Source organism: Streptomyces sp. NPDC050485 (genome assembly GCF_044458185.1).
Taxonomy (GTDB): Bacteria; Actinomycetota; Actinomycetes; order Streptomycetales; family Streptomycetaceae; genus Streptomyces.
Genome location: NZ_JBITHR010000004.1, coordinates 502,933 through 526,471 on the forward strand (window position 1 = coordinate 502,933; position 23,539 = coordinate 526,471).

19 protein-coding genes are annotated in these 23,539 nt (G+C 68.7%); 10 read left to right on the forward strand and 9 right to left on the reverse strand.

The features are described 5' to 3' along the window. Positions 1–9 precede the first annotated feature (9 nt). From ACIBK6_RS11535 to ACIBK6_RS11550, 4 genes are all read right to left on the reverse strand, one after another. On the reverse strand, positions 10–933 hold the full coding sequence (locus tag ACIBK6_RS11535) for a TauD/TfdA dioxygenase family protein (RefSeq protein ID WP_399050909.1): 924 nt from the start codon (positions 931–933) through the stop codon (positions 10–12). Positions 934–984: 51 nt separating this feature from the next. Then, entirely contained in the window at positions 985–2,343 is a 1,359-nt protein-coding gene (locus ACIBK6_RS11540; protein WP_399050911.1) for a hypothetical protein, read from the reverse strand. Between the two features lie 53 nt (positions 2,344–2,396). After that, the gene (locus tag ACIBK6_RS11545; protein ID WP_399050912.1) at positions 2,397–3,749 is read right to left on the reverse strand and encodes a DUF6002 family protein; all 1,353 of its coding nucleotides are present in this window, start codon (positions 3,747–3,749) and stop codon (positions 2,397–2,399) included. Positions 3,750–3,917: 168 nt separating this feature from the next. Beyond that, entirely contained in the window at positions 3,918–4,817 is a 900-nt protein-coding gene (locus ACIBK6_RS11550) for a 2-oxoglutarate and iron-dependent oxygenase domain-containing protein (RefSeq protein WP_399050914.1), read from the reverse strand. A gap of 604 nt (positions 4,818–5,421) precedes the next feature. Between ACIBK6_RS11550 and ACIBK6_RS11555 the strand changes: the two genes are divergently transcribed. The 6 genes from ACIBK6_RS11555 to ACIBK6_RS11580 are packed head-to-tail and all read left to right on the forward strand — an operon-like array spanning position 5,422 to position 12,259. Next, positions 5,422–6,579, forward strand: a complete 1,158-nt coding sequence (locus ACIBK6_RS11555) for a glycine amidinotransferase (RefSeq protein ID WP_399050916.1) — start codon at positions 5,422–5,424, stop codon at positions 6,577–6,579. A 26-nt stretch (positions 6,580–6,605) separates the two neighbouring features. Continuing rightward, positions 6,606–7,664: a 3,5-dihydroxyphenylacetyl-CoA synthase DpgA gene (gene dpgA, locus ACIBK6_RS11560; protein WP_399050917.1), complete on the forward strand. Its 1,059-nt coding sequence runs from the start codon at positions 6,606–6,608 to the stop codon at positions 7,662–7,664. Between the two features lie 29 nt (positions 7,665–7,693). Next, on the forward strand, positions 7,694–8,410 hold the full coding sequence (gene dpgB, locus ACIBK6_RS11565; RefSeq protein WP_399050919.1) for an enoyl-CoA-hydratase DpgB: 717 nt from the start codon (positions 7,694–7,696) through the stop codon (positions 8,408–8,410). Beyond that, complete coding sequence (gene dpgC / locus ACIBK6_RS11570; RefSeq protein ID WP_399050920.1) at positions 8,407–9,747, forward strand: (3,5-dihydroxyphenyl)acetyl-CoA 1,2-dioxygenase DpgC; 1,341 nt, start codon at positions 8,407–8,409, stop codon at positions 9,745–9,747. Before dpgB ends, dpgC begins: the two co-directional genes overlap by 4 nt. A 20-nt stretch (positions 9,748–9,767) precedes the next feature. Then, positions 9,768–11,063 carry a PLP-dependent aminotransferase family protein gene (locus ACIBK6_RS11575; RefSeq protein ID WP_399051010.1) on the forward strand — a complete coding sequence of 432 codons (1,296 nt, stop codon included), beginning with the start codon at positions 9,768–9,770 and terminating at the stop codon, positions 11,061–11,063. Further along, positions 11,060–12,259, forward strand: coding sequence for a cytochrome P450 (locus ACIBK6_RS11580; protein WP_399050921.1), 1,200 nt, complete (start codon positions 11,060–11,062; stop codon positions 12,257–12,259). Before ACIBK6_RS11575 ends, ACIBK6_RS11580 begins: the two co-directional genes overlap by 4 nt. On the opposite strand, the gene ACIBK6_RS11585 is transcribed toward ACIBK6_RS11580, so the two are convergent. The 3 genes from ACIBK6_RS11585 to ACIBK6_RS11595 are packed head-to-tail and all read right to left on the reverse strand — an operon-like array spanning position 12,254 to position 17,371. Beyond that, positions 12,254–13,594, reverse strand: a complete 1,341-nt coding sequence (locus ACIBK6_RS11585; protein WP_399050923.1) for a peptide ligase PGM1-related protein — start codon at positions 13,592–13,594, stop codon at positions 12,254–12,256. The two genes, ACIBK6_RS11580 and ACIBK6_RS11585, sit on opposite strands and share 6 nt — an antisense overlap. Positions 13,595–13,643: 49 nt before the next feature. Next, complete coding sequence (locus tag ACIBK6_RS11590) at positions 13,644–15,023, reverse strand: MFS transporter (protein WP_399050924.1); 1,380 nt, start codon at positions 15,021–15,023, stop codon at positions 13,644–13,646. Beyond that, complete coding sequence (locus ACIBK6_RS11595; protein WP_399050925.1) at positions 15,023–17,371, reverse strand: lantibiotic dehydratase; 2,349 nt, start codon at positions 17,369–17,371, stop codon at positions 15,023–15,025. Before ACIBK6_RS11595 ends, ACIBK6_RS11590 begins: the two co-directional genes overlap by 1 nt. An 894-nt stretch (positions 17,372–18,265) precedes the next feature. Here ACIBK6_RS11595 and ACIBK6_RS11600 point away from each other — a divergent pair. Next, positions 18,266–19,432 carry a GNAT family N-acetyltransferase gene (locus tag ACIBK6_RS11600; RefSeq protein ID WP_399050926.1) on the forward strand — a complete coding sequence of 389 codons (1,167 nt, stop codon included), beginning with the start codon at positions 18,266–18,268 and terminating at the stop codon, positions 19,430–19,432. Between the two features lie 93 nt (positions 19,433–19,525). Here ACIBK6_RS11600 and ACIBK6_RS11605 read toward each other — a convergent pair whose 3' ends face one another. Continuing rightward, positions 19,526–20,101 (reverse strand): TetR family transcriptional regulator, encoded by a 576-nt coding sequence (locus ACIBK6_RS11605; RefSeq protein ID WP_399050928.1) that lies wholly within the window; start codon positions 20,099–20,101, stop codon positions 19,526–19,528. Positions 20,102–20,200: 99 nt separating this feature from the next. Here ACIBK6_RS11605 and ACIBK6_RS11610 point away from each other — a divergent pair, with 99 nt between their 5' ends. The 3 genes from ACIBK6_RS11610 to ACIBK6_RS11620 all read left to right on the forward strand — a co-directional run bounded on the left by ACIBK6_RS11610 (position 20,201) and on the right by ACIBK6_RS11620 (position 22,752). Further along, positions 20,201–21,457: an MFS transporter gene (locus ACIBK6_RS11610; protein ID WP_399050930.1), complete on the forward strand. Its 1,257-nt coding sequence runs from the start codon at positions 20,201–20,203 to the stop codon at positions 21,455–21,457. An 80-nt stretch (positions 21,458–21,537) separates the two neighbouring features. Then, positions 21,538–21,927: a nuclear transport factor 2 family protein gene (locus ACIBK6_RS11615; RefSeq protein ID WP_399050931.1), complete on the forward strand. Its 390-nt coding sequence runs from the start codon at positions 21,538–21,540 to the stop codon at positions 21,925–21,927. A 201-nt stretch (positions 21,928–22,128) separates the two neighbouring features. Continuing rightward, the gene (locus ACIBK6_RS11620; protein WP_399050933.1) at positions 22,129–22,752 is read left to right on the forward strand and encodes a dihydrofolate reductase family protein; all 624 of its coding nucleotides are present in this window, start codon (positions 22,129–22,131) and stop codon (positions 22,750–22,752) included. A gap of 187 nt (positions 22,753–22,939) precedes the next feature. On the opposite strand, the gene ACIBK6_RS11625 is transcribed toward ACIBK6_RS11620, so the two are convergent. Then, complete coding sequence (locus ACIBK6_RS11625; RefSeq protein WP_399050934.1) at positions 22,940–23,518, reverse strand: flavoprotein; 579 nt, start codon at positions 23,516–23,518, stop codon at positions 22,940–22,942. Positions 23,519–23,539 lie beyond the last annotated feature (21 nt).

Genomic DNA, 23,539 nt, shown 5'->3' on the forward strand with positions numbered 1-23,539 from the left:
GCAGGATCCTCATCGGTTGGACGGCATGCCCGGGGCCGGGGCTATCTCGTGGCTTTTCGAACTCACGCCGGTCAGCGGCCTCGAACCGGCCAGGGCGCGGTGAATGAGGCGGTCGGAAGTGCCGTGATCCAGCACGTAGTTGTGCAGCAGGCGGACGTTGTCCCACACGGCGATGTCACCCACGGCCCACCTCCAACGCACCGTGCGTTCGGGCACGAGGGCGTGGTGCATGAACAGTTCCAGCAGGGTGTGGCCCTCCAGGTCGGACAGGCCCTCGATCGTCGTTACGCAGTTGGGGTTGAGGATCAGGGACCGGCGGCCGTCGGCGCTGTGGTCGACGGCGACGAGCGGGTGGCTCACCACCGGCATGGCCAGCATCCGGTCGCGCTGAAGCGGGTCGGCGTCCGGCGCGAGCAAGTCCGCGTAGAGGCGGCGTACGTCGTGACGGCAGCTCAAGCCGTCCGCGAGGGTACGCAACGGCGGTGACAGCGCGGCGTAGGCCCCCGCCAAGTCGGCGAAGAGGGTGTCGCCGCCGACGTGCGGCACGCGTGCTGCCTGGAGAAGCGAGTAGGTGGGCACATCGCGGACGAAAGTGCCGTCCACGTGCCAGTTGGTGCCGTGCCTGTTGTGTGCGTCGCGGCAGCGTATGTCCTGCGGGCGCACGTCCCCGGTCTGGTTCGCCAGCACCTCGGGGTGGCCGGGCAGCCCCTGTTTGAGCGGGTGGGCGGGCAGCGCGTCGCCGAGCAGGCCCGCGAAGTCGGCCAGGGCCGCCGGATCGGCCGGCTGGCCGCGCAGGAAGAGCACGCCGTGTTCCTTGAGCAGCTCGCGGAGCCGGGGCGGGTCGGCCGACCCCGCCCGGCGGACGTCGAGCCCCGACACCTGTGCGCCAATGCTCCCGGTGAGTCGATCGATTCTCCACGTACCGTCCGACATGGGGCTCAGCCACCTCCTTGTACCTAGGGATTCGAGCTGTGCGCTCAGGGCTCAGGTGGCGGCGGCGAGCACCACGTTCTCCATCGCCCCGCCCTGGGCCACGCCGATCACCCCGCTGCGTCCGTCCGGGTAGTAGCGCGCGTACACCCCGCCCGCCCGGCCGCCGAAGAGCAGAGGGCTCAGGACGGGGGCAACGGCGACGCGGTAGGGCTGCGTGCCGGGGTCCCTGATCATCTCCAGTTGGTAGCGGACCGGTTCCACGTACTCCTGCACGATCGCGTCATGGGCGCCCAACGCCCGGGTGACGGCCGCCTCCCACTGGGGTCGTGGGCACGAGCGGCCGAGCACCACTCCGTGGCCCACCATGCCGACGGCCGGCTTGAGCACGAACGACTCCCGGTGTGCGGTCAGGAGCTGCCGCAGGTCCACCGGATCGCCTCTCCACCGGACCTTGCCCTCCTGGATGACACGGGTCCAGGGCAGGTACCGGTGGACGAGCCGCCGGTCGCCGTCGGACATCCATGGCGCTCCCTCCGACAGCCAGGCCAGCAGGCGCTTGTTGGCCAGCAGGTAGCTGCTTTCCGGCGGGTAGAGGATGCAGCCCGCGGCAATCATGGCGTGTACGGGGGCGAGCGGTTCACCGCGTGAGACCCAGTCGCCGGGGGAGAAGTAGCGCAGTGCCAGTGGGAACCGCACGTTGCCTGTACGGCTGACTTTCTGCGGCAGGTCGCGCGGCTCAAGAACCTCGGCGTCGAAACCCCGCTCGCGCAGATAGGCGGCTTCGCCGTCGAAATAGCGGGTCGTCTCGCCCCGGCGGTCCACCCGGTTCCCCACCAGCGCCACCGCCCTCGGCAGCCCGAGTTCCGCGCACACGTCCTCGAACAGGTCGGCGCGGGCCGCGAACGGGTCGTCCACTGTGAAGGGCAGCGTCCGTTCCGGGCCGCCGTACAGGCGTGTCCATGCCTGCCCGAACCCGTGTGTCTCGGTGGGACCGCCGAACGCTCCGCTGACATTGAACTCCACGAAGCGCGGGCCGTCCGGCCCGATCACCACGTCGGGGCGCGCCATGGCATCGCAGTGGCGCAATTCGAAGGCATCGTCGTCGACGAAGAACGGGAAGGTCTGAGCGGTGGGCCTGACGCCCACGGCCGCGAGTCTGCCCTGCCGGGTGGGCGCTGCCTCCAGCACAGCCCGGCGCAGCAGGTTCAGCAACTCTCGGGCGGCGGTGAACAGTTCGTCGTAGGCGGACCGGGACACCGCGAACGGCTCCAACGGGACCGGCTGGGTGTGCAGCCACGTTCCGCAGTCGCGCAGCTCGTGGCGGAGTGACCGGCAGATGTCGTCCGCGGAACTACGGTGCGTTGTCGGGAAGGGACGGACACCGGGCCACGGGTGGGTTCCCAACTCCACTGGCGCCAACCTTTCGTGCAACGCGGTGAGCGGCTGGAGGTACTGCCGTGTGGTCAGCTGGCTCCGACGAGGACGGCGGCCACGTCGGCGAGGTCCTGCACCACATGCACCTCGTCGTCCTCCAACGGCTGGTAGTCGCCACGCGCGTAACTGCCCGAGGCGTGGATCACCACAGTCCTTTCCGGACCGATGAGTCCGCGCCGCACCCCCTCCCGTACACCGGTCATGGCCATCACCAATGACCACTCGGCCAGTTGGTCCGGCTTCTCGGGCAAAGGGAAGCCGGCGTCGGCCAGTTCATCGCGGATGGCCTGGTAATGCCGCAGGCACTCGTGCCGTGACACCACGATTCCGCCACCGCCGAACTTGGCGATGATGTCGTTCATGCGGTCCGCGGTGGGCGGCCGGTGGGTGTAGAAGGTCGGGTCCAGAATCTCGTTCGGGCTGTCCGTCGCGTACGGGAAGCACGGTTCGGTGTCCTGGCGGTACAGCCGCATGCGGGGATCCCAGGCGTACGGGGGCGCGTTGCGGCGGTCGAAGCTGCCGAAGCGCTGACTGAGCACCATGTCCGGGGTATGCAGGTGCTGGACGAGAAAGGACTCCGGGCGCTGTGCGGACGAGGCCTCGCCCGCGGTCTCCAGCAGGTCCCGGCCCGTGTGGTAGCCGAGCAGCCCGAAGGCGCTGGAGACGGCATGGGCGTGCAGACGTGGTTCACCGGGCACGATCGGGTCGACATCGTGCTCGAACAGGGCCCGCGTGGCGTCGGCCACGATGTAGTTGGACAGATCCAGCGAGAACCACAGCCGGCCGCCGGTGCGCCGGGCCCAGTCCGCCGCGTACTCGTGTACGAACGTGCGGGTCAGCGGCTTGACATCCTCGGCCTGGCGACCCGTGTAGATGAGGACAGGGTTGAGGGAGCGGAGCTCGGGGTCGGTGGCCAGTCGGCTGCGCCGCAGCTTGCCTCGGCAGTCGGCCGGACAGATCGTCACCACCCGCAGCTGGTGCGGCTCCGCGAGGCCGAGGTCCAGGGCACGGAGCACGGCGTCGCGCAGTGCCGTGCCCTTGTTGGCAGAGGTCGGGGTGACCAGCACCACCGGCACCCCGGTGCGGCGCACGTGTTCGACGGCTCGGGCCACGATGAGCAGGGACGCCGGGGTCTTGGTGGTCTGCGTGGCCGGGTTGCCGGTCAGGTCGAGCAGCCGTACCCGCCGCCCCTGGAGATCCCTCAGCGGACGCCAGGAAACGGTCGCGGCGGAAAAGTACTCGCGGGTCCGGTCGTCCAGCTCCGGGAATTCGAAACCGGGCTGGAAGCCGTCCGGGTCCGGACGACCCGTGCGTTCCTGGCCGCAGGACTCCACGATGTCGGAGAGTCGGTGGTAATGGTCGAGGACAGGATTGCGCGTCACCGTCCCGGCGCTCGGATTCGTCAGCACGGGCGTGCCTCGGGAACCTGCCGGGGACCCGCTTCAGGTCCGTTCACTGTGGCCTCAACCTCCAGTCGTAGAGGTGCCCTGGGACTGATCCGCGGGCGCGATGGTCCATCGGGGCGACCTCGCACCGGACGGCCGTGTGCATCACCTGCTGAGAATCGACCTCAGCACTGCCACGTAGTCGGAACCGGTGTCGAGTGGACCGTACTTGGGCAGGTCACCCGGACCGATGAGGGTGTCCAACGGGGCGATGACCACGCCGTAGTCGGGCCGGTGCTTGTACTGGATCGACATCCGGTCACGGCATACAGCGCTCACACGGTGTGGAGCCGCCCGGTGCAGCCCATTCGACCAGCGCTGCACGTAGTCGGCGAGGAAGACGAACAACGCGCCCTCAACAACGGGTACTTGCAGCCACGTCCCGTCCGGATCGCGCACGTCCAGGCCTGGTTCGTCCTGGTCGATGATGGTCAGCAGGGACAGGTCGACATGCGGTGACATCGCGTAGTTCACCGTCGAGCCGACGCGGGTCAGATGGCTCGCGCCGTAGAAGTTGAGACCGAGGCGGTGCAGCGGCGCGCCCAGATTTCCCGTGAAAAAGTCCTCATCCAGCCCCAAGTCCAGGGCGCAGGCGGCGAGAATTCCGTTGCCCAACTGCGTCAGGTGACCGAAGAGTTCCAAAGACTTCGGGAAGTGCTGGTGATAGAAGTCCACGGAGTCCGGCATGGCGAGGTCATCGGTGACGTTGCCGATCCGGTACTGCTCGCAGGCCTCGGCGCCACTATGGGTGCGGCTTCGCTCTCTGCCGAGCCCGCGATAGCCCAGAAACTGGGACTCCTCGGTGGCGTCGTATTTGCTCTTCTCTTCCACGGGCAGCTGGTAGAACCGCCGCATCTCCGCGTAGACCTCTGTGACAAGCCCCGCGGGCACACCGTGATGGTGAACGAAGAAGTAGCCCTCGCGCCGGCAGATGCCGCCGATCGCGTCGGCGACTGCCTCCCGTTCCTTCGAGGTCCACCCGGCCGGATGTCCCGGCAGTTCCACGTGCGGTACCACCCCGTGTCCTCTCGCCTTGTGATCGATGGGCAGACTGTGTGCCGACCGGTCCGCCCGGGAGCCCGACGTCCGCGACGAGCTTCGAGCCTTCGATCTTTGGGTAGGGCCTAACAGAGAACAAGCTGGCGACCGTAGATCCGATTCGCGTCGATGCGCGAATCGGCCGGTTCATCTTCTGGGGCATCGCACATAAGGCACAAGCCCCGGCGAACGAATTTCAGACAGCTTGCGGGTGCCCGGGACCGGCCAATTGTCGACTCGAAATGCGGCCGGGTGGGACAGGCGTAATTCATCCGACTCCTCTGATGCTCCAGGGAGGAGATCAGGAGAGCGCAGAGTAGTCGGAGGGGGTTCCGGATATGGCCGAAAATGCCGTACAGGCCGCTGGCCCGGGTCTTCCCTTCGTTTGGCACGTGTCCAACACTGAAATACACCGGGCAGAATCAGAAGTTCTTTCCGGCACGACGGCCCCTGACGGACGAGCCAGGGTACGAGCGGTGCACGAGCGGTGAACTCCCAGTACTCGACGGCATCGGCCGTCCCTTCAGCCAGGCTGCCCGATGTCTCATGACGACGACCGATGGAGCTCCCGATGATGCTCAACAGCTTCGACGAATGGTCGCCGCTCAAGGAGGTGGTGGTCGGCTCCGCGATGAACTACACGTCACATCACCGCGAGTTGTCCTTCGACCTCTTCTTCCACGACAACATCGCCGGCGACAACTCCGCACGCTCCGAGTGGTACTACCCTCGCCTGACCGCCGGCGGCCCCGGGGAGCCGGCACCCAGCGGCACAGCGCCGATCAAGCAACGCTACGTGGCGGAACTGAACGAGGACCTGGCCGGCATCGTCGACGCGCTCACCGCCCTTGGCGTCACCGTGCACCGTCCCATGGACGTGGACGCCGGGACCGTGGAGGTGCGCACTCCCGGCTGGAGCGCGTCGGTGGTGCCCCCGCTCAACGTACGGGACAACACGCTCATTCTCGGAGACGAGATCATCGAGACCCCGCCCATGATCCGCTCCCGCTACTTCGAGACTCAGTTCCTCAAGCCCGTATTCCAGCGGTACTTCGCGCAAGGAGCCCGCTGGACGGTGATGCCGCGGCCGCTGATGACCGACGCGTCATTCGATCTGTCCTACGCGCGCGTCAGCACCGTGGGCGGACCGACCGAGCCCATCGGCGATCCGCAGACCTCCTGCTACGACGTCGGCACCGAGATGATGTTCGACGGCGCCCAGGTGCTCCGGCTCGGCCACGATCTGGTCGTCAACATTTCCACCGCCCATCACGCGATGGGCTGCGACTGGCTGGAGCGCCACTTGTCGGGCCGCTTCCGCATCCACCGGGTGCACCGGCTCAGCGACAGCCACATCGACAGCATGGTCCTGGCGCTGCGGCCGGGCACATTGCTCGTCCGGTCGCCCTCCGTACGCGACAAGCTGCCCGAACCACTGCGTTCGTGGGATCTGATCATTCCGCCGGCTCCGGAACGCAACCACTTCCCGTCGTACGACAATGACGACCTGGTCCTTGCCAGCCCCTTCATCGACTTGAACGTGCTGTCGGTGTCGCCGGAGACCGTACTCGTCAATGAAGCCTGCCCGGAGCTGATGCGGACGCTGGAGAAACACGGGTTCACCGTGGTCCCCGTGCGCCACCGGCACCGTCGGCTGTTCGGCGGCGGATTCCACTGCTTCACGTTGGACACGGTGCGCCAAGGTGGAGCCGAGGACTACCTGTCCTGAAGGGAGCACTCTTCATAGGAGACCGCATGCCTGCCCACACTCGGATCACCGGCGTCGGAACCGCGGTGCCGCCGGTCTCCTACGATCAGCCGGAACTCCTGGAGATGTTCGGCGTCACCGATCCGTCGATCCGTTCCATTTTCCTGAACAGCACCATTGAGCGGCGCGGCCTGACCCTGCCGCCGCTGCTCCCCGACCGCTCCGCCGCAGCCGAAACCCAAGGTGAGCTGCTGGCCAAGCACACGAGGGAGGGCGTGCGTCTCGGCCGGGAGGCGGTGCTCGCCTGCCTGAGAGACAGCGGGCAGGACGTGAGGGACGTGCGCCACCTGTGCTGCGTCACCTCGACCGGCTTCCTCACCCCGGGGTTCTCCGCACTCCTGCTCAAGGACATGGGACTGAGCACCACGTGCTCTCGTCTGGACGTCGTGGGGATGGGGTGCCATGCCGGGCTCAACGCGCTGGCCTCGGTGGCTGGTTGGTCCCGGTACCACCCGGGCGAGTTGGCCCTGATGGTGTGCATCGAGGTGTGCTCGGCGGCCTACGTTTTCGACGGCACCCGGCGTACCGCCGTGGTCAACAGCCTCTTCGGCGACGGGGCCGCGGCCGTCGCGGTGACCACCGGCGGTCCGGACCCGTCGTCCCCCGGACCTGAACTGATGCGTTTCGGCAGCCGGACCATCCCCGAGGCGGTGGAGGCCATGCGCTATGTCTGGGACGAGCAGCAGCACAAGTTCAGCTTCGTCCTCGATGCCCGGGTGCCTTACGTGGTCGGCGCCCACGCGGAAGAGGCTCTGGAACGGCTCCTGGCGGGGACCGGGGTGGCCCGCTCCGGGGTGAGTCACTGGGTCGTGCACGCCGGCGGGAAGAAGGTGGTGGACTCGGTGCGCGTCAACCTCGGCCTGAGCCGGCATGACGTCCGGCACACCACCGGGGTGCTGCGCGACCACGGCAATCTGTCCAGCGGTTCCTTCCTGTTCTCCTACCAACGGCTGGTCGACGAGGAGACGGTGACGCGGGGAGACATCGGAGTCCTGATGACGATGGGCCCGGGATCGACCATCGAAATGGCCCTCGCACGGTGGTGACGGGCGGCAGCAGTAGGGGAGGGGCGGAGATGCGGCCGAGCGGTGAGCAGGAGCATGTGTCGGACGAGCTCGGGCTGCGGGTGGATGTGGACGGCAGACGTCCGCTAGCAGAGTTGACCGTCCAGCTCAACGCGGCGTGCGATCAGGTGGAGCAGCGGGCGGACCAGAGCGTGCTGCTGCTGCGGCTGCTACCGATACCGGCCGACAGCCGGGCCTGGCCGCCCGCATCGGCCGATGTGCAGGACGTCAACCGCTGGGAGCGTGCGGTACGCCGTCTCGAACGGCTGCCGGCGATGATCGTCAGCACCGCCGCCGGTGTCTGCGGGGGCCCGGCGCTGGACCTGCTCCTCGCCAGTGACTTCCGGATCGGCGACCCGGGCCTGCTGTTGATGCTGCCCGTGAACGACGGACACTTCTGGCCCGGCATGGCGGTGTACCGGCTGGCCCAGCAGTTCGGCGCCGCGCGAGCTCGGCAGATCGTGCTGTGGGGCGACGACCTGGACGCCGACCGGGCGCATGAGCTCGGTCTCATCGACCAGCTCAGCGACAACCTGGCGGCGGCCGCCCACACCGCCGTCGTCCTGATGGGCCGGATCTCCGACCGCGAGCTGGCCGTGCGGCGGCAACTGCTCCTTGAGGCGCCCGCCGCCGAGTTCCACGACGCGTTGGGTGCCCATCTCGCGGCCTGTGACCGGGAATTACGTCGGCTGGCCGCGGTCCGCCGCCACGACATGGGGGAGGCGTGACGTCCGACGCACCGGTGTCCCCGGCCATTCCGCTGCCGCCGCCCCCCGCGTTCACGGGTCAACTCCCCACGGATCACAAGGGTTTACAGCACTACGCCGACCAATTGGACCGGTTCCTGAGCCAGCTGCCGTCCCGTCCGGCCCGCGACACCGAGCAGACGGACCGGGCCGCGGCCCTCCATGAGGCGCGCCGCACCGCCCGGCACTCCTTCCTGGCCCGGCACGCACCACAGGTGTACGACGTGCTGACCGACGGCGGCACGCTCCAACTGCGGCTGCCGGACCTGGTACGGCAAGCACAGACACACTTCCCGGGACTGGTGCCGACCGCGGCCCAGCTCGCCGACGAGCGCGGACACATCCAGGCGGACAAGGAAGGGTATGAGATCGACCTGGGTATCTTCTTCGGGGCCTTGCTGCGTTCGCCAACAGCCGGAGCCCACCTGATCGCGACCATGCTCCACCCGGCACCGGGCTCACTCGCCCTGCTCGACACCTTCCGTCGCCAGGACCTCCTGGAGCTGGAGACCGTGGTGGTGGAGCGCCGCGGACCCGCCGCACATGTCACCTTTCACAACCATCACTGCCTCAACGCCGAGGACAACCAGCTGATCGCCGACCTGGAAACCGCGGTGGACCTGACGCTGCTGGACGACCGCGTACGGGTAGGGGTGCTGCGTGGTGGACAGGTCGACCACCCGCGCTACGCGGGGCGCCGCGTGTTCAGCGCCGGAATCAACCTCAAAGACCTGCGCAACGGCTCGATCTCCTATCTGGACTTCCTTCTCGGCCGGGAACTCGGATACGTCAACAAACTGGCGCACGGCCTGCTGACCTCGGACCCGGGCTGGCGGCAACCGGCCGCCGTGCACAAGCCCTGGGTGGCTGCCGTGGACGCCTTCGCGATCGGCGGCGGCATGCAACTCCTGCTCGTCGTGGACCGGGTGCTGGCCGAGGAAGGGGCGTACTTCAGCCTGCCCGCGGCGGAGGAGGGCATCGTGCCCGGCCTGAGCAACCTCCGCCTCCCTCGGTTCACCGGCGCCCGCATGGCGCGGCAGGTGCTGCTCTGCGGGCGCCGGCTGCGGGCGGGGGAGGCGGGCACGGAACTGCTGTGCGACGAGGTGGTTCCCGCTGACCGGCTGACGGACGCCGTGGAGCGAGCGGTGACCGAGCTGGCCGGACCCGCGGCGGCGGCCAACCGCGCCATGCTGGCCCTGGCCGACGAGCCGTGGGACCTGCTCCGCCGCTACCTGGCCGATTTCGCGGTGGTGCAGGCGGAGCGCATCTACAGTGCGGACGTTCTGGCCCGGATCGAGCAGCGTTGGGCCCGACCGTGAAGGGGCCCGCGCAGCACATGGTGACCGCGCTGGACCGGTCGCGCCTGCACGCCTCGCTCTCCGACCCGGTGCTGAGTTCCGTCGAGTTCCTCAACGAGGTGATGCGCCGCTACCCGGACGCGATCTCCTTCGCGCCCGGCGCCCCGCACCCGGACTCCTACGCGGACCTCGACGTCGAACGCTACTTGGGCCGGTTCCTCGACCACTTGGTCACCGAGCTGGGACACCCCCCGGCCATGGCGCGCCGGATGCTGTACGAGTACGGGCCGAGCCGCGGGCTGATAGACGGCCTGATCGCCGAACTCCTCCGACGCGACCACGGGGTGGACGCCCCACGGCAGGCGGTGGTGGTCACCGTGGGAGCACAGGAGGCGATGCTCCTTGCCTTGCGCGCCCTGATGCGGTCCGACGACGATCTGCTCGCGGTGGCCGACCCCTGCTACGTGGGCATCACGGGCGCGGCCCGGCTGCTCGGCGTGGAGATGGTGCCGATTCCCGAGACAGCGGACGGCCTGCACCTGGAAGCTCTGCGTGCGGCCTGCCGAGCGGCCCGACACGCGGGCCGGCGGGTGCGGGTGTGCTCCGTGGCCCCGGACTTCTCCAACCCGGGCGGCAACCGCATGAGCATGGAGCGCCGTACGCAGTTGCTGGAGCTGGCCGCGGCGGAGGACCTCCTCATCCTGGAGGACAATGTCTACGGCTTCACCGCGGCACCGGGCGACGAGCTGCCCTCGCTCAAGGCCCTGGACCGCGGTCGTCGGGTCGTGCACCTCGGCACCTTCGCCAAGGTGTGCTTCCCCGGCGCCCGGGTCGGCTACGTGGTGGCCGACCAGACCGTACGTACCGCCGACGGCGGCACCACACTGCTGGCCGACGAGCTCGCCCGGCTCAAGACCATGGTCACCGTCAACACATCCCCGCTGTCGCAGGCGGTGGTCGGCGGGATGCTCCTCGAAAACGGCGGGTCGCTCGCCGCGCGCTGCCGCGCGCGCTCCACGCTCTACCGACGCAACCTCGCCCTCCTGCTGAAGCGCCTGGACCGGCTGCGGGACGAGGGACTGCCGCCGGGCGTGACGTGGAACCGGCCGGCGGGCGGCTTCTTCGTGCGTATGCGACTGCCGATACCCGCCGACGAGGACCTGCTCGCGCGCTCCGCGGCCCGCTACGGAGTGCTGTGGACTCCGATGGCCCCGTTCCACCTCGGCCCGGGCGGCGCCGACGTCCTACGGCTCTCCTGCAGTTACCTGGATGCGCGGCAGATCATCACGGGCGTGGAACGACTCGGTGCCTTCCTGCGCGGAGAGATACGAGGATGAGTGCTCATGGTGTCATCTCGCTGCCCACGGCCCGGACCAACCCATTCGACCCACCACCAGAGTTGGCCGGGCTGCGCGCCCGCTCCCCGCTGTGTCGCCTGCGCTATCCCGACGGGCACCTCGGCTGGCTGATCACCAGCTATGACCTGGCCAGGAAGGTGCTGTCTGACCCGCGCTTCAGCGCGCGCTCCGAGATCAAGCGGGTCCCCTCGGTACGCACAAGCCTGGACCCGTTCTACGGTGCGCCCGCGTTGCCCGGCTGGCTCGTCGACATGGACCCACCGCAACACACCTCCATCCGACGCCGGTTGGCGAAGGCGTTCACCGTGCAACGGATGAAGACGCTGCGGCCGCGGATCGAGCGGATCGTGGCCGACCAGCTGGCGGCCATGGCGCGGGCCGGGGACCCTGCCGACCTGGTGGCGTCCTTCGCGCTGCCCGTCCCGTCCCTGGTCATCTGCGAACTGCTTGGCGTTCCCTACGCCGAGCGAGCAGGCTTCCAGCGCGACAGCGCCACATTGTTCAGTCTGAAGGCGACCGCGGAACAGGCCGTGCGCGCCATGGCCGACCTCGACGCCTTCCTGACCGAACTGGCGGTGCACAAGCGACGGCAGCCCGAAGACGACCTGCTCAGCGTACTCACAGCCGACGGTGAGCTGTCCATCGCCGAGGTGGCGGGGGTCGCCGCGCTGCTGCTGTCGGCGGGCCACGAGACGACGGCCGGCTCGCTGGGGCTCGGGGTGTTCGCCCTGCTGAGCCATCCGGACCAGCTCGCTCGGTTCATGGCGGACCCGGGCTTGGCAGACGCAGCGGTCGAGGAACTGCTCCGGTACCTGACGATCTTTCAATTCGGGGTTCCGCGCGCCCCGTTGGAAGACGTGCCGCTGGCCGGTGAGATCGTGCGGGCAGGCGAGTCCGTGACGATCTCGCTGCCCGCGGCCAACCGGGACCCCGAGCGGTTCACGGACCCGGACCGCCTCGACATCGGCCGCTCCCCAGGGGGCCATCTCGCGTTCGGGCACGGCATCCACCAGTGCATCGGGCAGAATCTCGCCCGGACCGAGATGCGGATCGCCTTTCCAGCACTGTTGCGCCGCTTCCCCGGCCTGCGGCTGGCCGTCTCTCCGCAGCAGGTGCTCCTGGGCCAGGACAGAGGCTTCTACGGTGTGCACCAACTCCCTGTGCGCTGGTCATGAGCCCGCCCGGCCATCGGGCTCATTCGGCTGGCCGGCGAAGAGCCGCGCGAGCCTCTCCTCGACCTCGTACGCCGCCGGCAAGCTCTCCGCGACGACACAGTGCAGCAGCGTATCGTCGCGCCGGTCGAAGGCGCTGCTGATGATCACACCGGTGCGGGTGTCCGGGGCGTAGGCGAGGTTGGCGTCGGTGAGGCGCCGCACCGCCGTGTCGAACGAGGGAACCGACCAGCCCTTGGGCCAGAAACCCTCGAACAGCACCCGGTCCGTCATGAAGTCCCGGCCGACGACCTTCTCTCCGAAGACGCTGTACACGTGCGTCGAACCGGTCACGCGCCCGTTGTACTCGGTGAAGAGCAGCTCGCCGCGGGGAGTGACGATCGCGTCCGCGCTGAGTCTCCCGCGGTACCCCATCGCCTGCAGCGGTTCGCACAGACGCCGCCCCTGGCGGGTCAGATCGTCGAGCACCTGATGCGAGAATCTCGTCGAGGGGATGATCTGCTTCGTCGTCACCGGTTCCGAGAGCAGCTCACCGTGGGCCCCGAACGCGATGTCGTCATCGGTGATCAGGAACTCGGCGAAGCAGGCGACACTGTCAGGGAAGTACTGCTCCACCACGAAGTGGTGTCTGCCCTGGTCACTGAGCCAGTCCCAGCGGCCTTCCAGATACCGTCGTACGGAGTTCTCGTCGTGGGCCACGACGACGTTCTTCGCGCCCACCGGAGACAGACCGGGTACCGGGCTCACGATTTCGTTGCCCGCGCCGCCCGACATGTAGTCCTTCTTCAGCATGGCGATCCGGCCCGCCCCCACCAGCTCCCAGATCGCCTCGGCGGCGTCCTCCTGGTCGGCACACACCCGCCCGGGCGGCAGGCCGATGCCCGCGCCCGCGGCGACCGCCCGGAACGCCGTCTTGCTGTTGAGCAAGGTGCCCCCGCCCTGCTCGGCGAAGCCGTGACCGGCCAGGGCTTCGGGCGCCCCCAGGGCGCGCGCCAACCGGGCGATCGAGGCGCCGGGCCACAGCGGGAGAACGCTGGTGATGGTCCGGCCTGCCAGCGCCGTACGGATCTCACCGAGTAGGCGCTCGTCCGTCAGACACCGCCCTGACAAGGCTTCGGAGCAGCCATCGTCCGCGGGCGGGACCAGGACGCGCAGCGAAGCTCGCCGGGTGCCCGTCATCGTGGTCACGTAGCGCAGGAAGGACTCCTCTGGCTGCGTCGGCAGGATGACGATGTCGCCGTCCTCCGCGAACCACACCACACGCTGGTTCCACCAGCCCGATGCCGGGCGAGTGCGCAGCACTTCGTCGAAGTCGTTGCCGATCAGGATCTTCACCATGACAGCCACCCGGCAAGGACGGGACGCGGAAGACACGTACTCGAAATGATCATGGATGAGCACCCCCACCAAGTGGTCCTGGTCGCTCACCGGTTCTGTCCACCGAGCGGCCGCTGGTCATTTTCGGGTCTCCGGCGGACAGGCTCTCCCCGCTGCTGTGCTGCTCGGGGGAGCCGGGCCCCGGCGCGGGCGGGCCGTCGGCTGCCGAGTCGAAGCGCCGCAGCGCGGGGAAACACAGTGCGACGAGCCCGACGGCCACGACACACGAGAGTCCGCCGGTGAGCGCACTGACCGACGGCGTCGCGGCCGAGGCGACGACACCGCCGCGGAAGTTCCCCAGATGCGGGCCGCCCGCCCCGACGACGAAGTCGACGGAGGTGGTACGACCACGGAACTCCTCGGGAATGCTGGACTGCACGATGGACCCGCGCAGCACCACGGCCGTCGCATCGGCTGCTCCCGCCACGGCCAACAGCCCCAGCGCGAGCCACAGTTGACCGGTCAGCCCGAGACACGCCAGTGCCACACCCCATACCCCGCCCGCGCCCAGGAGCCAGGCGCCCTTGCGCGTGGCGCGGCCCACCGGCCCCGACAGTGACATCGCCAGAACGCCCCCGACCGCCGGAGCGGCGGTGAGCAGACCCAGAGTGCTGGGCGAACCGCCGAAGGCGAGGGTGTTGAGGGCAGGGAGAATCGCGAAGGGCATGGCCAGTACCGTGGCGCTCAGGTCGGAGAGCATGGCACCCGCCACGATCCGATTGCGGCCGACGTAGCGCAATCCCTCGTAGATCGACCTCACTCCGGGCCTGGCCTGCGCTTGTGCCGGTCGCATGGCAGGCAGCCGGACGACACCGTACAGCGCGACGAAGAACGTCAGCCCGTCGATGAGATAGCAGACCTTGACCCCGCCCGACGCGGCAAACACACCGCCCAGGCTGGGGCCCACCATCATGCTCAGGTGGAACACCAGCATCTGCAGAGTCAGGCCCGCGGGCAGCAGTTCCTTCGACAGCAGCCTGGGGACGAACGTACGACGAGCCGGCAAGTCGACGGCGAACAGCAGCGATTGCAGGGTGACGAGCATGTACAGGAGCCACACCTGCTCGTTGCCCGCGAAGGCCTGCACCGCGAAGAGCAGGGACACTCCGGCCATGCAGCTGCCAGTCACCAGAACCAGCTTGCGGCGGTCCAGCGCATCCGCCAGCGAGCCGCCGATCAGACCCACGACGAGGGTCGGCACCAGGGTGGCAAGGCCCACCGCACCCACTGCCGCCGAGGATCCGGTCAGCTGGTAGACCTGCAGGACGACCGCGAACGTGGTCATCCTGCTGCCCACCGACGACAGCGCCCCTCCGATCCAGAGCCTCCGGAACGACGCGTCAGCCTTGAGCGGCTCGACATCGACGACGAGCCTTCGCATCGAGGCCATCACCATGACTCCCGTCCCGCCCCTTCCGGACGCGGCCCCTGCGGCCCGGGTGTCCCACCGGAGCTGAAGACGGCGTAACGGAGCTCCGAAGTGACCTTCCCGAGACTGCTGGTGAGCCACAGGCTGCCGGGTCCGGGCAGCATCTCCGAGACCACCAGTCTGCCGTCGCCCGCCGCCTTGGCCATGCGCGAGACCTGGCGGACCAGCAGCGGGCTGTCCAGATCGCAGTAGAGCGGCTTCACTTCCTGGGGGAACTTCACGAACACATGCCGGGGCAGGCCGTGTTCCGCCCGAAGACGTTGCACCGCGCGGAACCCCGCGTACCAGTCCTTGCCGTGGCAGGCAGCCGCCGGCAGTCCCCACATCGCCCGCTGGAGCACCACCCTCCCGTGTACGAGGCGGGGAAGGTACCCCTCGTCCCCCAGGGGCACCGGCAGACCGTCGACGCGCTGCGGGAACGAGAACACGGCAAACGGATTGCGGGCACGCACCCCCTGCCAGTACAGAGGTGGCGAGGTCAGCCTCAGCGCGCGGTCACTGCCCGGGAGGTGCAGCCGGAGTCCCCGCGCGGTGTCGCTGACGATCAGTTCGTGCAGCCGTACCCGTCCCTGGGCGGGCAGCGGCGAGCGGTCGGCCGCCTCGATGTCCAGGCACGGCAGGTCAGCCCGGGCGTAGGTCTTGCTGCGGTGCCGGTGGGTCACGTCGGCCAGGTCCTCGTCGGGCTCCAGAAGGGGCCGGTACGCCGCCGCCACCCGCTCTCCCAGCGTTCCCTCTCCCACGGCCGCGTCCACCCACGGTGCGAACAAACTGTGCGACAGGCCCTCCTCGGCGGCGTGCAGGTCGCCCACCACCGCGAGGAAGTCCCCGCGCGCCACCGCGTCCGGGCCGTCGGCCGCGAGCATCAGATCGGGGTTGCAGACAGCGGGCAGTGGGGAGCCCGCCAGCGCGCGAGCGTCCGCGATCGCTTCTTCGGTGATGTGATGGTCGGAGGCGGCGCGCTCGGCGGGTGTCAACTCGGCGGGTGTCAAGAGGCCCTTGAGCTTCGCCGCCTTTGCGGATACTTCCGATTCGACCGCGTCGAATCCAGCGGACAGCCGCGCATCGTCACGCAGGCACGCGGTGACAAAGTCGGCCACCGGCACGCTCGAACCGGCGCCGAAGGTCCCGCTGAACCACGCCCGCATCATGCGACGCGATGCGTTCAGCCGGGCACGGGGCAGCACCAGGAAGATGTCGTACACGAAGGCGAGTTCACGGGCCACCAGGTCGGGGATCGGCCGTCCCAGGGCCATGACGCCGTGCTCGCTGTCGCAGTCCTCGTTGAACACCGTGCGATCGCCATTGGTGACTCCTGCCGCCCGGTACGGCGATTGTCCTGTCGCGGCGGTGTAGGCCGCCTGTACGGCGGTGGCCGCCTGGGCCCGGCCCGCCTCGTCGGCTGCGGACGCCAAGGCGGCGAGGGCGGATTCCACCGCATCCACATGCAACTCCGCCTTCTCGTCGCCCACCTCGGCGGTGAGTCGGCGCAGTAGCGGAATCGCGTCGTGCACTCCGTACGGGAGCTCTGGCCCGGTCACGACGGCCCCGTAATCCTCAAGGGAACGCAGGACCCCCACGGCCGCGGATTCCGTCAGCGGGGTGTCGTACTCCGTCTCGTACAGGAGACAGATCTCAGCCACGGACCGGCTGCCGTCGCACCACCGCAACACCCGCGCCTCGTCCTGCGACAAGCGGCGCGCGGCGACATCGATGACCGCGTCGGAGAAGCGGTGGTGCCGCTGGGCGAAGTCGTATCGGACGACGCTCAGTTCGCCGTCGGACACATGGCAGCCGGCGGTTGCCCGAGGGCGCCACCAGCGGTGCGCGGCGACGGCACCGGTGAGGAACGAAGCCTGTAAGCGCTCCGCTGCCCAGTGCGAGAGGCGAACCTGCCGCTGTGGCAAGCCGGGAGCACAGGTCACACCCACCTGGTCCGCGCGGAGGAAGGCAGTGGTGATCGGTCCGGCGTGACTCGTCGTCTCGTTCTTGGCGCAGTAGCGCTGGAGCATCCGCGCCAGCAGGTCGGTGCGCTGGCGGTCGGCGCTGCGCCAGTTGCCCGGCGCCGGAACCCGCCGGTCCACCCACGGCGCCAGCCTCTGCCACAGCGCCGGATTGGCGAACTGCACCGCGTCACGCAGCTTTGGTTCCTCGCGGAAGCGTCGCACAACGGCGGCGGACGTCTGCGCGACCTCGGCGTCGTACGCGGCTCGGACGGCGGCGTCGTCATTTCGGTGCTGTGCGGCCACCGTCGCGCCCGTGTGCAGTTCGGTGAGCCAGGAGGCTGGAAAGCCGGCGCTGCGAACAACCATGGCCGGAAAGGGCAGCCACGGTGAGAGCGGGGACTCGGTCACACAGCCCTCCAAGCGTTGAGGAAAGTCGAATACGCGGTAGAGGCGGGGGCAGGGTATGACACTCCGTCTTCAGCAGGTCGAGCACCGCGTACCGGCCTTGTCGCGGAGGGAATGAGCTGAGAAAACTTCATTTTGACCTTGCCGTCAGTGCGACTGGCCTGTCAACGGAACAGATGAACGAGCAGGCGGTCGGGAAGGTTTCGAGTCACCCCCATTCGCCACCGTATGTGGCCGGCGGCCGCTCCACCTGCGGCGCTCACCTGCCCTTGCGGCTCGCGGAGAAAGCATCGGTGTTAAATGATCCGGTTGCCAACGCGGCCGGAACTCGCGGTCCTGGTTTCGGGCTTGAGGTGGACTGATGGGCGCCGGCATGAGCGTTGACGCCGCTGAAATCCACAAAGAAGACCTGCTGCGGATCGACACAGGACGGGGCCTATCAGCCTCATCCGCATCATTGATATCGCCAGCCACTCTCATGACTGCTGAATGATGACTGATGGCGTCGGTGGCGGTCGAGACGACCGCTGGCTCAACGGCCCTGTGAGCTGCCGTTGTTGGCGGTGATACACCTGCGTGGCCACCACCCTTTCGGACAAGTACTCACGAACGGTGGACTGCTCTTAACCAGCCGTGTAGCGTTCCGAAGAGGCTTTGAAATCTGCTCCACCGACACTGGCGCCAACACTGACACCGACTTCGAACGCAGTCTCGGCCGTCGACCTTGAGTCCCGCAGGGAACTCAGCCACGTCGCTTCCCGCGATTCCCACCCTAATCCTCGACGCATCGCGGAATCTGATGTGTTCGAGGCCACAGCGCCGTGACATGGCGGGGGAGCAGAAGGTGATATCGCCATGACGAGTCCGGCCCTCCTGCCGTCACGGGTTCCGCCGGCGAAGCGTATCCGCTTGCACGCCGGCTATGCCTGGCGCAACAGCGGACATCCACTGCTGGCCCAACTGCGCGTGGCGTGGGACACCAGAAGCTGGGCAGGATTCCCGGCTGTCCGGTCGGAAGTCGGCGGGGTATCCATTTCGTATTCGGGAGTGCCCGAGGGGCTCGCCTACGCGCTCGAATTCACGGAGCAGCGCCGGGAAACCAGCGCGAAAGAGACCGCCGCCCGTGAAATATCCACCCGCAAAGGGTGGCAGCTGGCGCGTCCGGCGCAGCTGCCCGGAGCCGATATCGTCATCGTGGGAACCAGTGCGGCGAAGGCTGAGCGCCTGCCCGTGAACGCCTCACTGATCATGCCCATCCGGGTCCACTTCGTTCTGGATTTCGACCGGGATTTCGACCGAATCCACTCAAGGGCGTCGAAAGGCGCCCGGCGTGACTTCCGACAGAAGTCGCGGCAGCACGACTGGTCCTTCGGCATCGAGCGCGACCCCGCCTGGTTCGAGCACTTCTACGACCGCATGTACCGGGCCACGATGTCCAAGCGCTACGAAGGGCGGGCTCGCACCGAGAGCAGAGAGTCGGCGTACGAGTGCCTTTTCCGGTCGGGGGTGCTCTTCCACCTGTCCATGGACGGTCAGCGCGTAGCCGGGCATCTCTGTCACTGGGATCCCCGCTCCGGGGTGCTCACCTCTCGTCTGCTGGGCGTCCTCGACGGGGCGGAGGAGTACTACGCGGCCGGAGCGCTGAAGGTGATGTATTTCCACCTGATCGAATGGGCGGCCAGAAACGAGGTCCGGCGGCTCGATTTCCAGGGCACCGAAGCCTTCCTCAGCAAGGGTACCTACCAGATGAAGCGCCGCTTCGGAACACAAGTCGTCCTCCCCCCGAATCACTTCGGCGGAAAGCGGCTGTGGCTCCAGGTCCGCCGCGACAGCGCCGAGGTGCGCGATTTCCTCGTAGACAACCCCATGCTCACTGAAGGCACCGACGGAACGCTGGAAGCTGTCTATTTCCACGACAGCCAACGGACCGCGCGCATCGACTACCGGGCAGAGTCCCCCGGAGTCGGGCGCATCCGCCATGTGGAGCTCGACACGTTCCTCGCCGAGCTCCACGAGGACTGAGCCGCCCGGGCGCTTGCGCGGTGCAGATGCATCTCGGGAGGATGCCCCCGCGGGCGGCCTGATCGTTCGCGGCGGCAGTCGGTACCGGGTGCGTCAGCTCTGCGGGGAGGCTTCGCCGTCTCCGGGCAGGGCTCGTACCGCGTCGGCGATGGCGGGTCGGAGCTGTTCGAGAGTGTGGTCGGGGCCGAGGAGCATGCGGCGGAGCTGGGGCATGGCAAGGCTCCAGCCGACCAGGCCGAGGGTGAAGAACAGCCGGCTGCGGGCGTCGCTGTCCGAGGCGCTGGTCCGAGTGGCGCGGATCTTGTCCTCGTAGTGGCGGGTGCGGGTCGCTTCCCCGGGTACCGGCTGGTCGCCGAGTTCCAGCGCTTCCCACATGAGCAGCCGCAGGGCTTCGGGGTGGGTGCGGTGGTAGTCGAAGAGCCGCTCCGCGTAGGCGGGCAGGTCCTCGTCGCCGGGCGGGATGGCCTGGGCGAGATCGGCCATGAGGTGTTCCAGGGCCGCGGCGAAGAGCTGGTTCTTGTCGCCGAAGTAGTCGTAGATGGCCCGCTTGTTGGCCTGGGCCTGCTTGGCGATGCGGTCGACGCGAGCGCCGGCCACGCCGTGCTGGGCGAACTCCGCAGTCGCTGCCGCGAGGATCCGCTCCTTGGTCGCCTTCGAGTCGTACGCCATGAGCCGATCCTAACGAACTGGTTCGTTTGACGATCGCCGAGACGTCTGCAACTCTCTTCCCAGATTTCGAACCATCTAGTTCGTTCGGTTGGAGTTGCCATGCCCCGCCCTGATCCGCCGACCTCTTCCGTCCCGCCGCTGCCCCGTCGCCTGCCGCTGATCATGGCGCTGGCCTGCGGCGTCAGCGTGGCGAATGTCTACTTCCCGCAGGCCCTGACCCCCCTGATCGCCGACAGCTTCAACGTCGCGGCGGATTCGGCCGCGACGGTGGCGACGGTGACGCAGCTCGGCTACGCCGCCGGGATCTTCTTCCTGGTCCCGCTCGGCGACCGGCTTCCGCGGCGACCCCTCATTACCGTGCTGCTCGCTGTGACCGCTCTCGCCCTGCTGGCCGCCGGTCTTGCCCCGGCGGCCAGTGCTCTGGTCGCGGCGGGTGCTGTGGTCGGGGTGGCGACCGTGGTTCCCCAGCTACTGCTGCCCATGGCCGTCGGCCTAGTGGGGGCCGACCGGCGCGGCGCCGTCATCGGCACCCTGCAGGGCGGGCTGATCGGCGGCATCCTGCTGGCCCGTACCTTCGGCGGCACCCTCGGCGAGCAGTTGGGGTGGCGCGCTCCGTATCTGGTCGCGGCCGTGCTCACCATGCTGCTGGCGATCGTTCTGCGCACCGCCTTGCCCTCCGTCGGCCCAGCGGCGAGCGACCGCTTTGCCGCCCTGCTCGCGGCCAGCGTGCGCATGCTGCGCACCGAACCGGACCTACGGCGCTCCGCGCTCCTGCAGGCCGCTCTCTTCGGTGGCTTCAGCGCCGCCTGGACCGCGCTTGTCCTGCTGGTCACCGGTCCCCGCTACGGCCTGGGCGCACAGGCGGTGGGTGTCCTGGCCCTGATCGGCGCGGCCAGCATGTTCTGCGCCCCGCTCGCCGGCCGGTGGGTCGACCGGCATGGCGCCGACCGGGTGAACCTGTGGTGCGTCCTGGCCACCGTCGCGGCGGCCGCTGTCCTGGCCGTGGGCGCGGCAGGATCGTGGCTCGGGTTGGTGGCTCTGGTGGTCGGGCTGTTGCTGCTCGATCTCGCGGTGCAGTGCAGTCAGGTGGCGAACCAGGCGCGCATCTTCGCGCTGCGGTCCGAGATCCGCAGTCGGCTCAACACCGCGTACATGACCTGCTCGTTCCTGGGCGGTAGTGCCGGTTCCTGGCTCGGCATCCGCGCCTATGCCGAGGTGGGCTGGCCGGGGGTGTGCGCGCTGATGGCAGCGCTCGCTCTCCTCGCGCTCACCGCGTACCTGGTCGCCCCGCGCGGTCAGCGATCCCGAACTCCTGCTGTCTCCAGCGAAGTTCAGCCCGGGCCGGTCGCCCGATGACACACAACCGTCCTGCGGCAAGGGCCCCGCCCGTTGCCGCGATGTGCCCTGCTCTCCACCTCCGACGTGAAGGATCCTCCATGACGTTCCCGGCCATGCCGCTGGCGGTACTCCAGTTCTTCCGTGCCGCCCAGGACGGCGATTCCGACGCCTGGGCCAACGCGTTCGCCGACGACGGTGTCTTCCACGACCCGGTCGGCACGCCGCCCATCACCGGACGTACCGCCATCCGCGACTTCATCGCCTCCGTACTGCCCAACTTCCAGCCCTTCCTGGGGCTGACTCCGCTGGAGGCGTACACAATCGGCAACCAGGTCGCCGTCTCCTGGCGCGGCGCCGCGGTCGCCCTGGACGGCAAACCGGTCAACTGGTCCGGCATCAACATCTACGAGCTCAACGAGGACGGCCTCATCCAGGACGCCAAGGCGTACTTCAACCACGCCGCCTTCCAGGCCCAGCTCGCCGGCTGACCCCGGGGGAGGCATCTGGTGCGGGCTCGTAAGCACGGACAGCACGAGCCCGGCACTGGGTGCGCACACACGCTCGTCGGAGACGCCCAGTCGGTCAGCGGAACGAATCGGCCAGGTGGACTCTGCCGCGACCGATGAGATCGGCGCCGCGGTCCGGTCGGAACGAACAACGACAAACCCAGCGAGAAGGGAACCGCGACCATGAAACTGACGACCATCACGCACATCTCCGTCGACGGAGTGATGCAGGGACTCGGCGGGGCGGATGAGGACCGCAGGGGTGGATTCGAGCGCGGCGGATGGGCCCTGCCGCTGTTCGGCAACGAGGCCGCGACGTTCGTCAACCAGGTCTACCAGCGCGCCGACGCCTTCCTGTTCGGCCGAAGGACCTACGAGATCTTCGCCGGCTACTGGGGAGTAATGGCAGATTCGGGCAACCCCATCGCATCGGCGTTGAACACGCGGCCCAAGTACGTGGCATCGACCACGCTCACCGACCCGCAATGGGCGGACACGACCGTCCTCTCCGGAGACGTCGCGGCGGCCATCGGCGAACTGAGAGCCAAGCCGTCGGGTGAGCTGCAGGTGCATGGCAGCGGCGCCCTGGCCCGCTGGCTGTTCGACAACCGCCTGGTCGACGAGATTACCCTGCTCACTTATCCCGTGATCATCGGCCAGGGCACGCGGCTATTCCCCGACACCGGCCCGGACACCGCACTTGAACTGGTCGACTCGCAGTCCACTCCGCAGGGGGTGGCAATCCAGGTCTACCGGCCCACCGGGCGCCCGCAGTACGCAACGACGACGCCCGACCGAAGCACGTGACATGGGTGCCGCAGTCAGTGAAAGCCGCTCACGGGTGGGTGCGGGCTGCAGCGACACCGTGCACCTGAGACCATGGCTCGTCAACGGAGACAACCGGCACCTCCTCCCTGATCGACGAGATCGCCCGCGAAGGCGCCCGGCGGATACTGGCCGCCGGGCACGAAGCCGCCGAGAAATCGCTCGCGAATCACCCTCTCAGGGCCCGGCACGCCGCCTGAAGCGCGGTGGGCAGATCGCTGGTCCAGCCGTCCGAGGTCTCGCCCGCGTGGACGGAGAGCGCGGGGCCGCGCGGGACCACGGTGTAGCCGTCCTCGTGCAGGGTGCGCAGGTTGCGGCGGACCGCCGGGCGGCGCAGTGCGGTGCCGGGGATGGACGGCCCGATCACCACCGGGGCCGCGGTGTTCAGCACCGTGCTGAGTGCCAGGCTGTCGGCGATGCCCGCGGCCAGCTTGCCGACGAAGTTCACCGTGGCGGGCAGCACCAGCACCAGGTCGGCCCAGTCGGCCAGCTCCTGGTGCGGCACCCGGCCCTGAGCGGTGTCCCAGTCCGGCCCGCTCACCGGAGCCTGGGTGATCGCGGCCAGTGCCTGCCGGGAGACCAGGGCGTCCGCCGCCGCGGTCAGGCAGACCCGGATCGACCAGCCGCACTGCGCCCGCAGCGACATCGCCCAGCCCGGCAGGTTGACCACGCCGATCGCGCCGGTCCCGATCAGCAGCAGCTGACCGCGCGGCAGGTCCAGCGGCGGACGCTCGGGGGTGACGGTCATGCGGAGGCCTCCAGGGAAGGG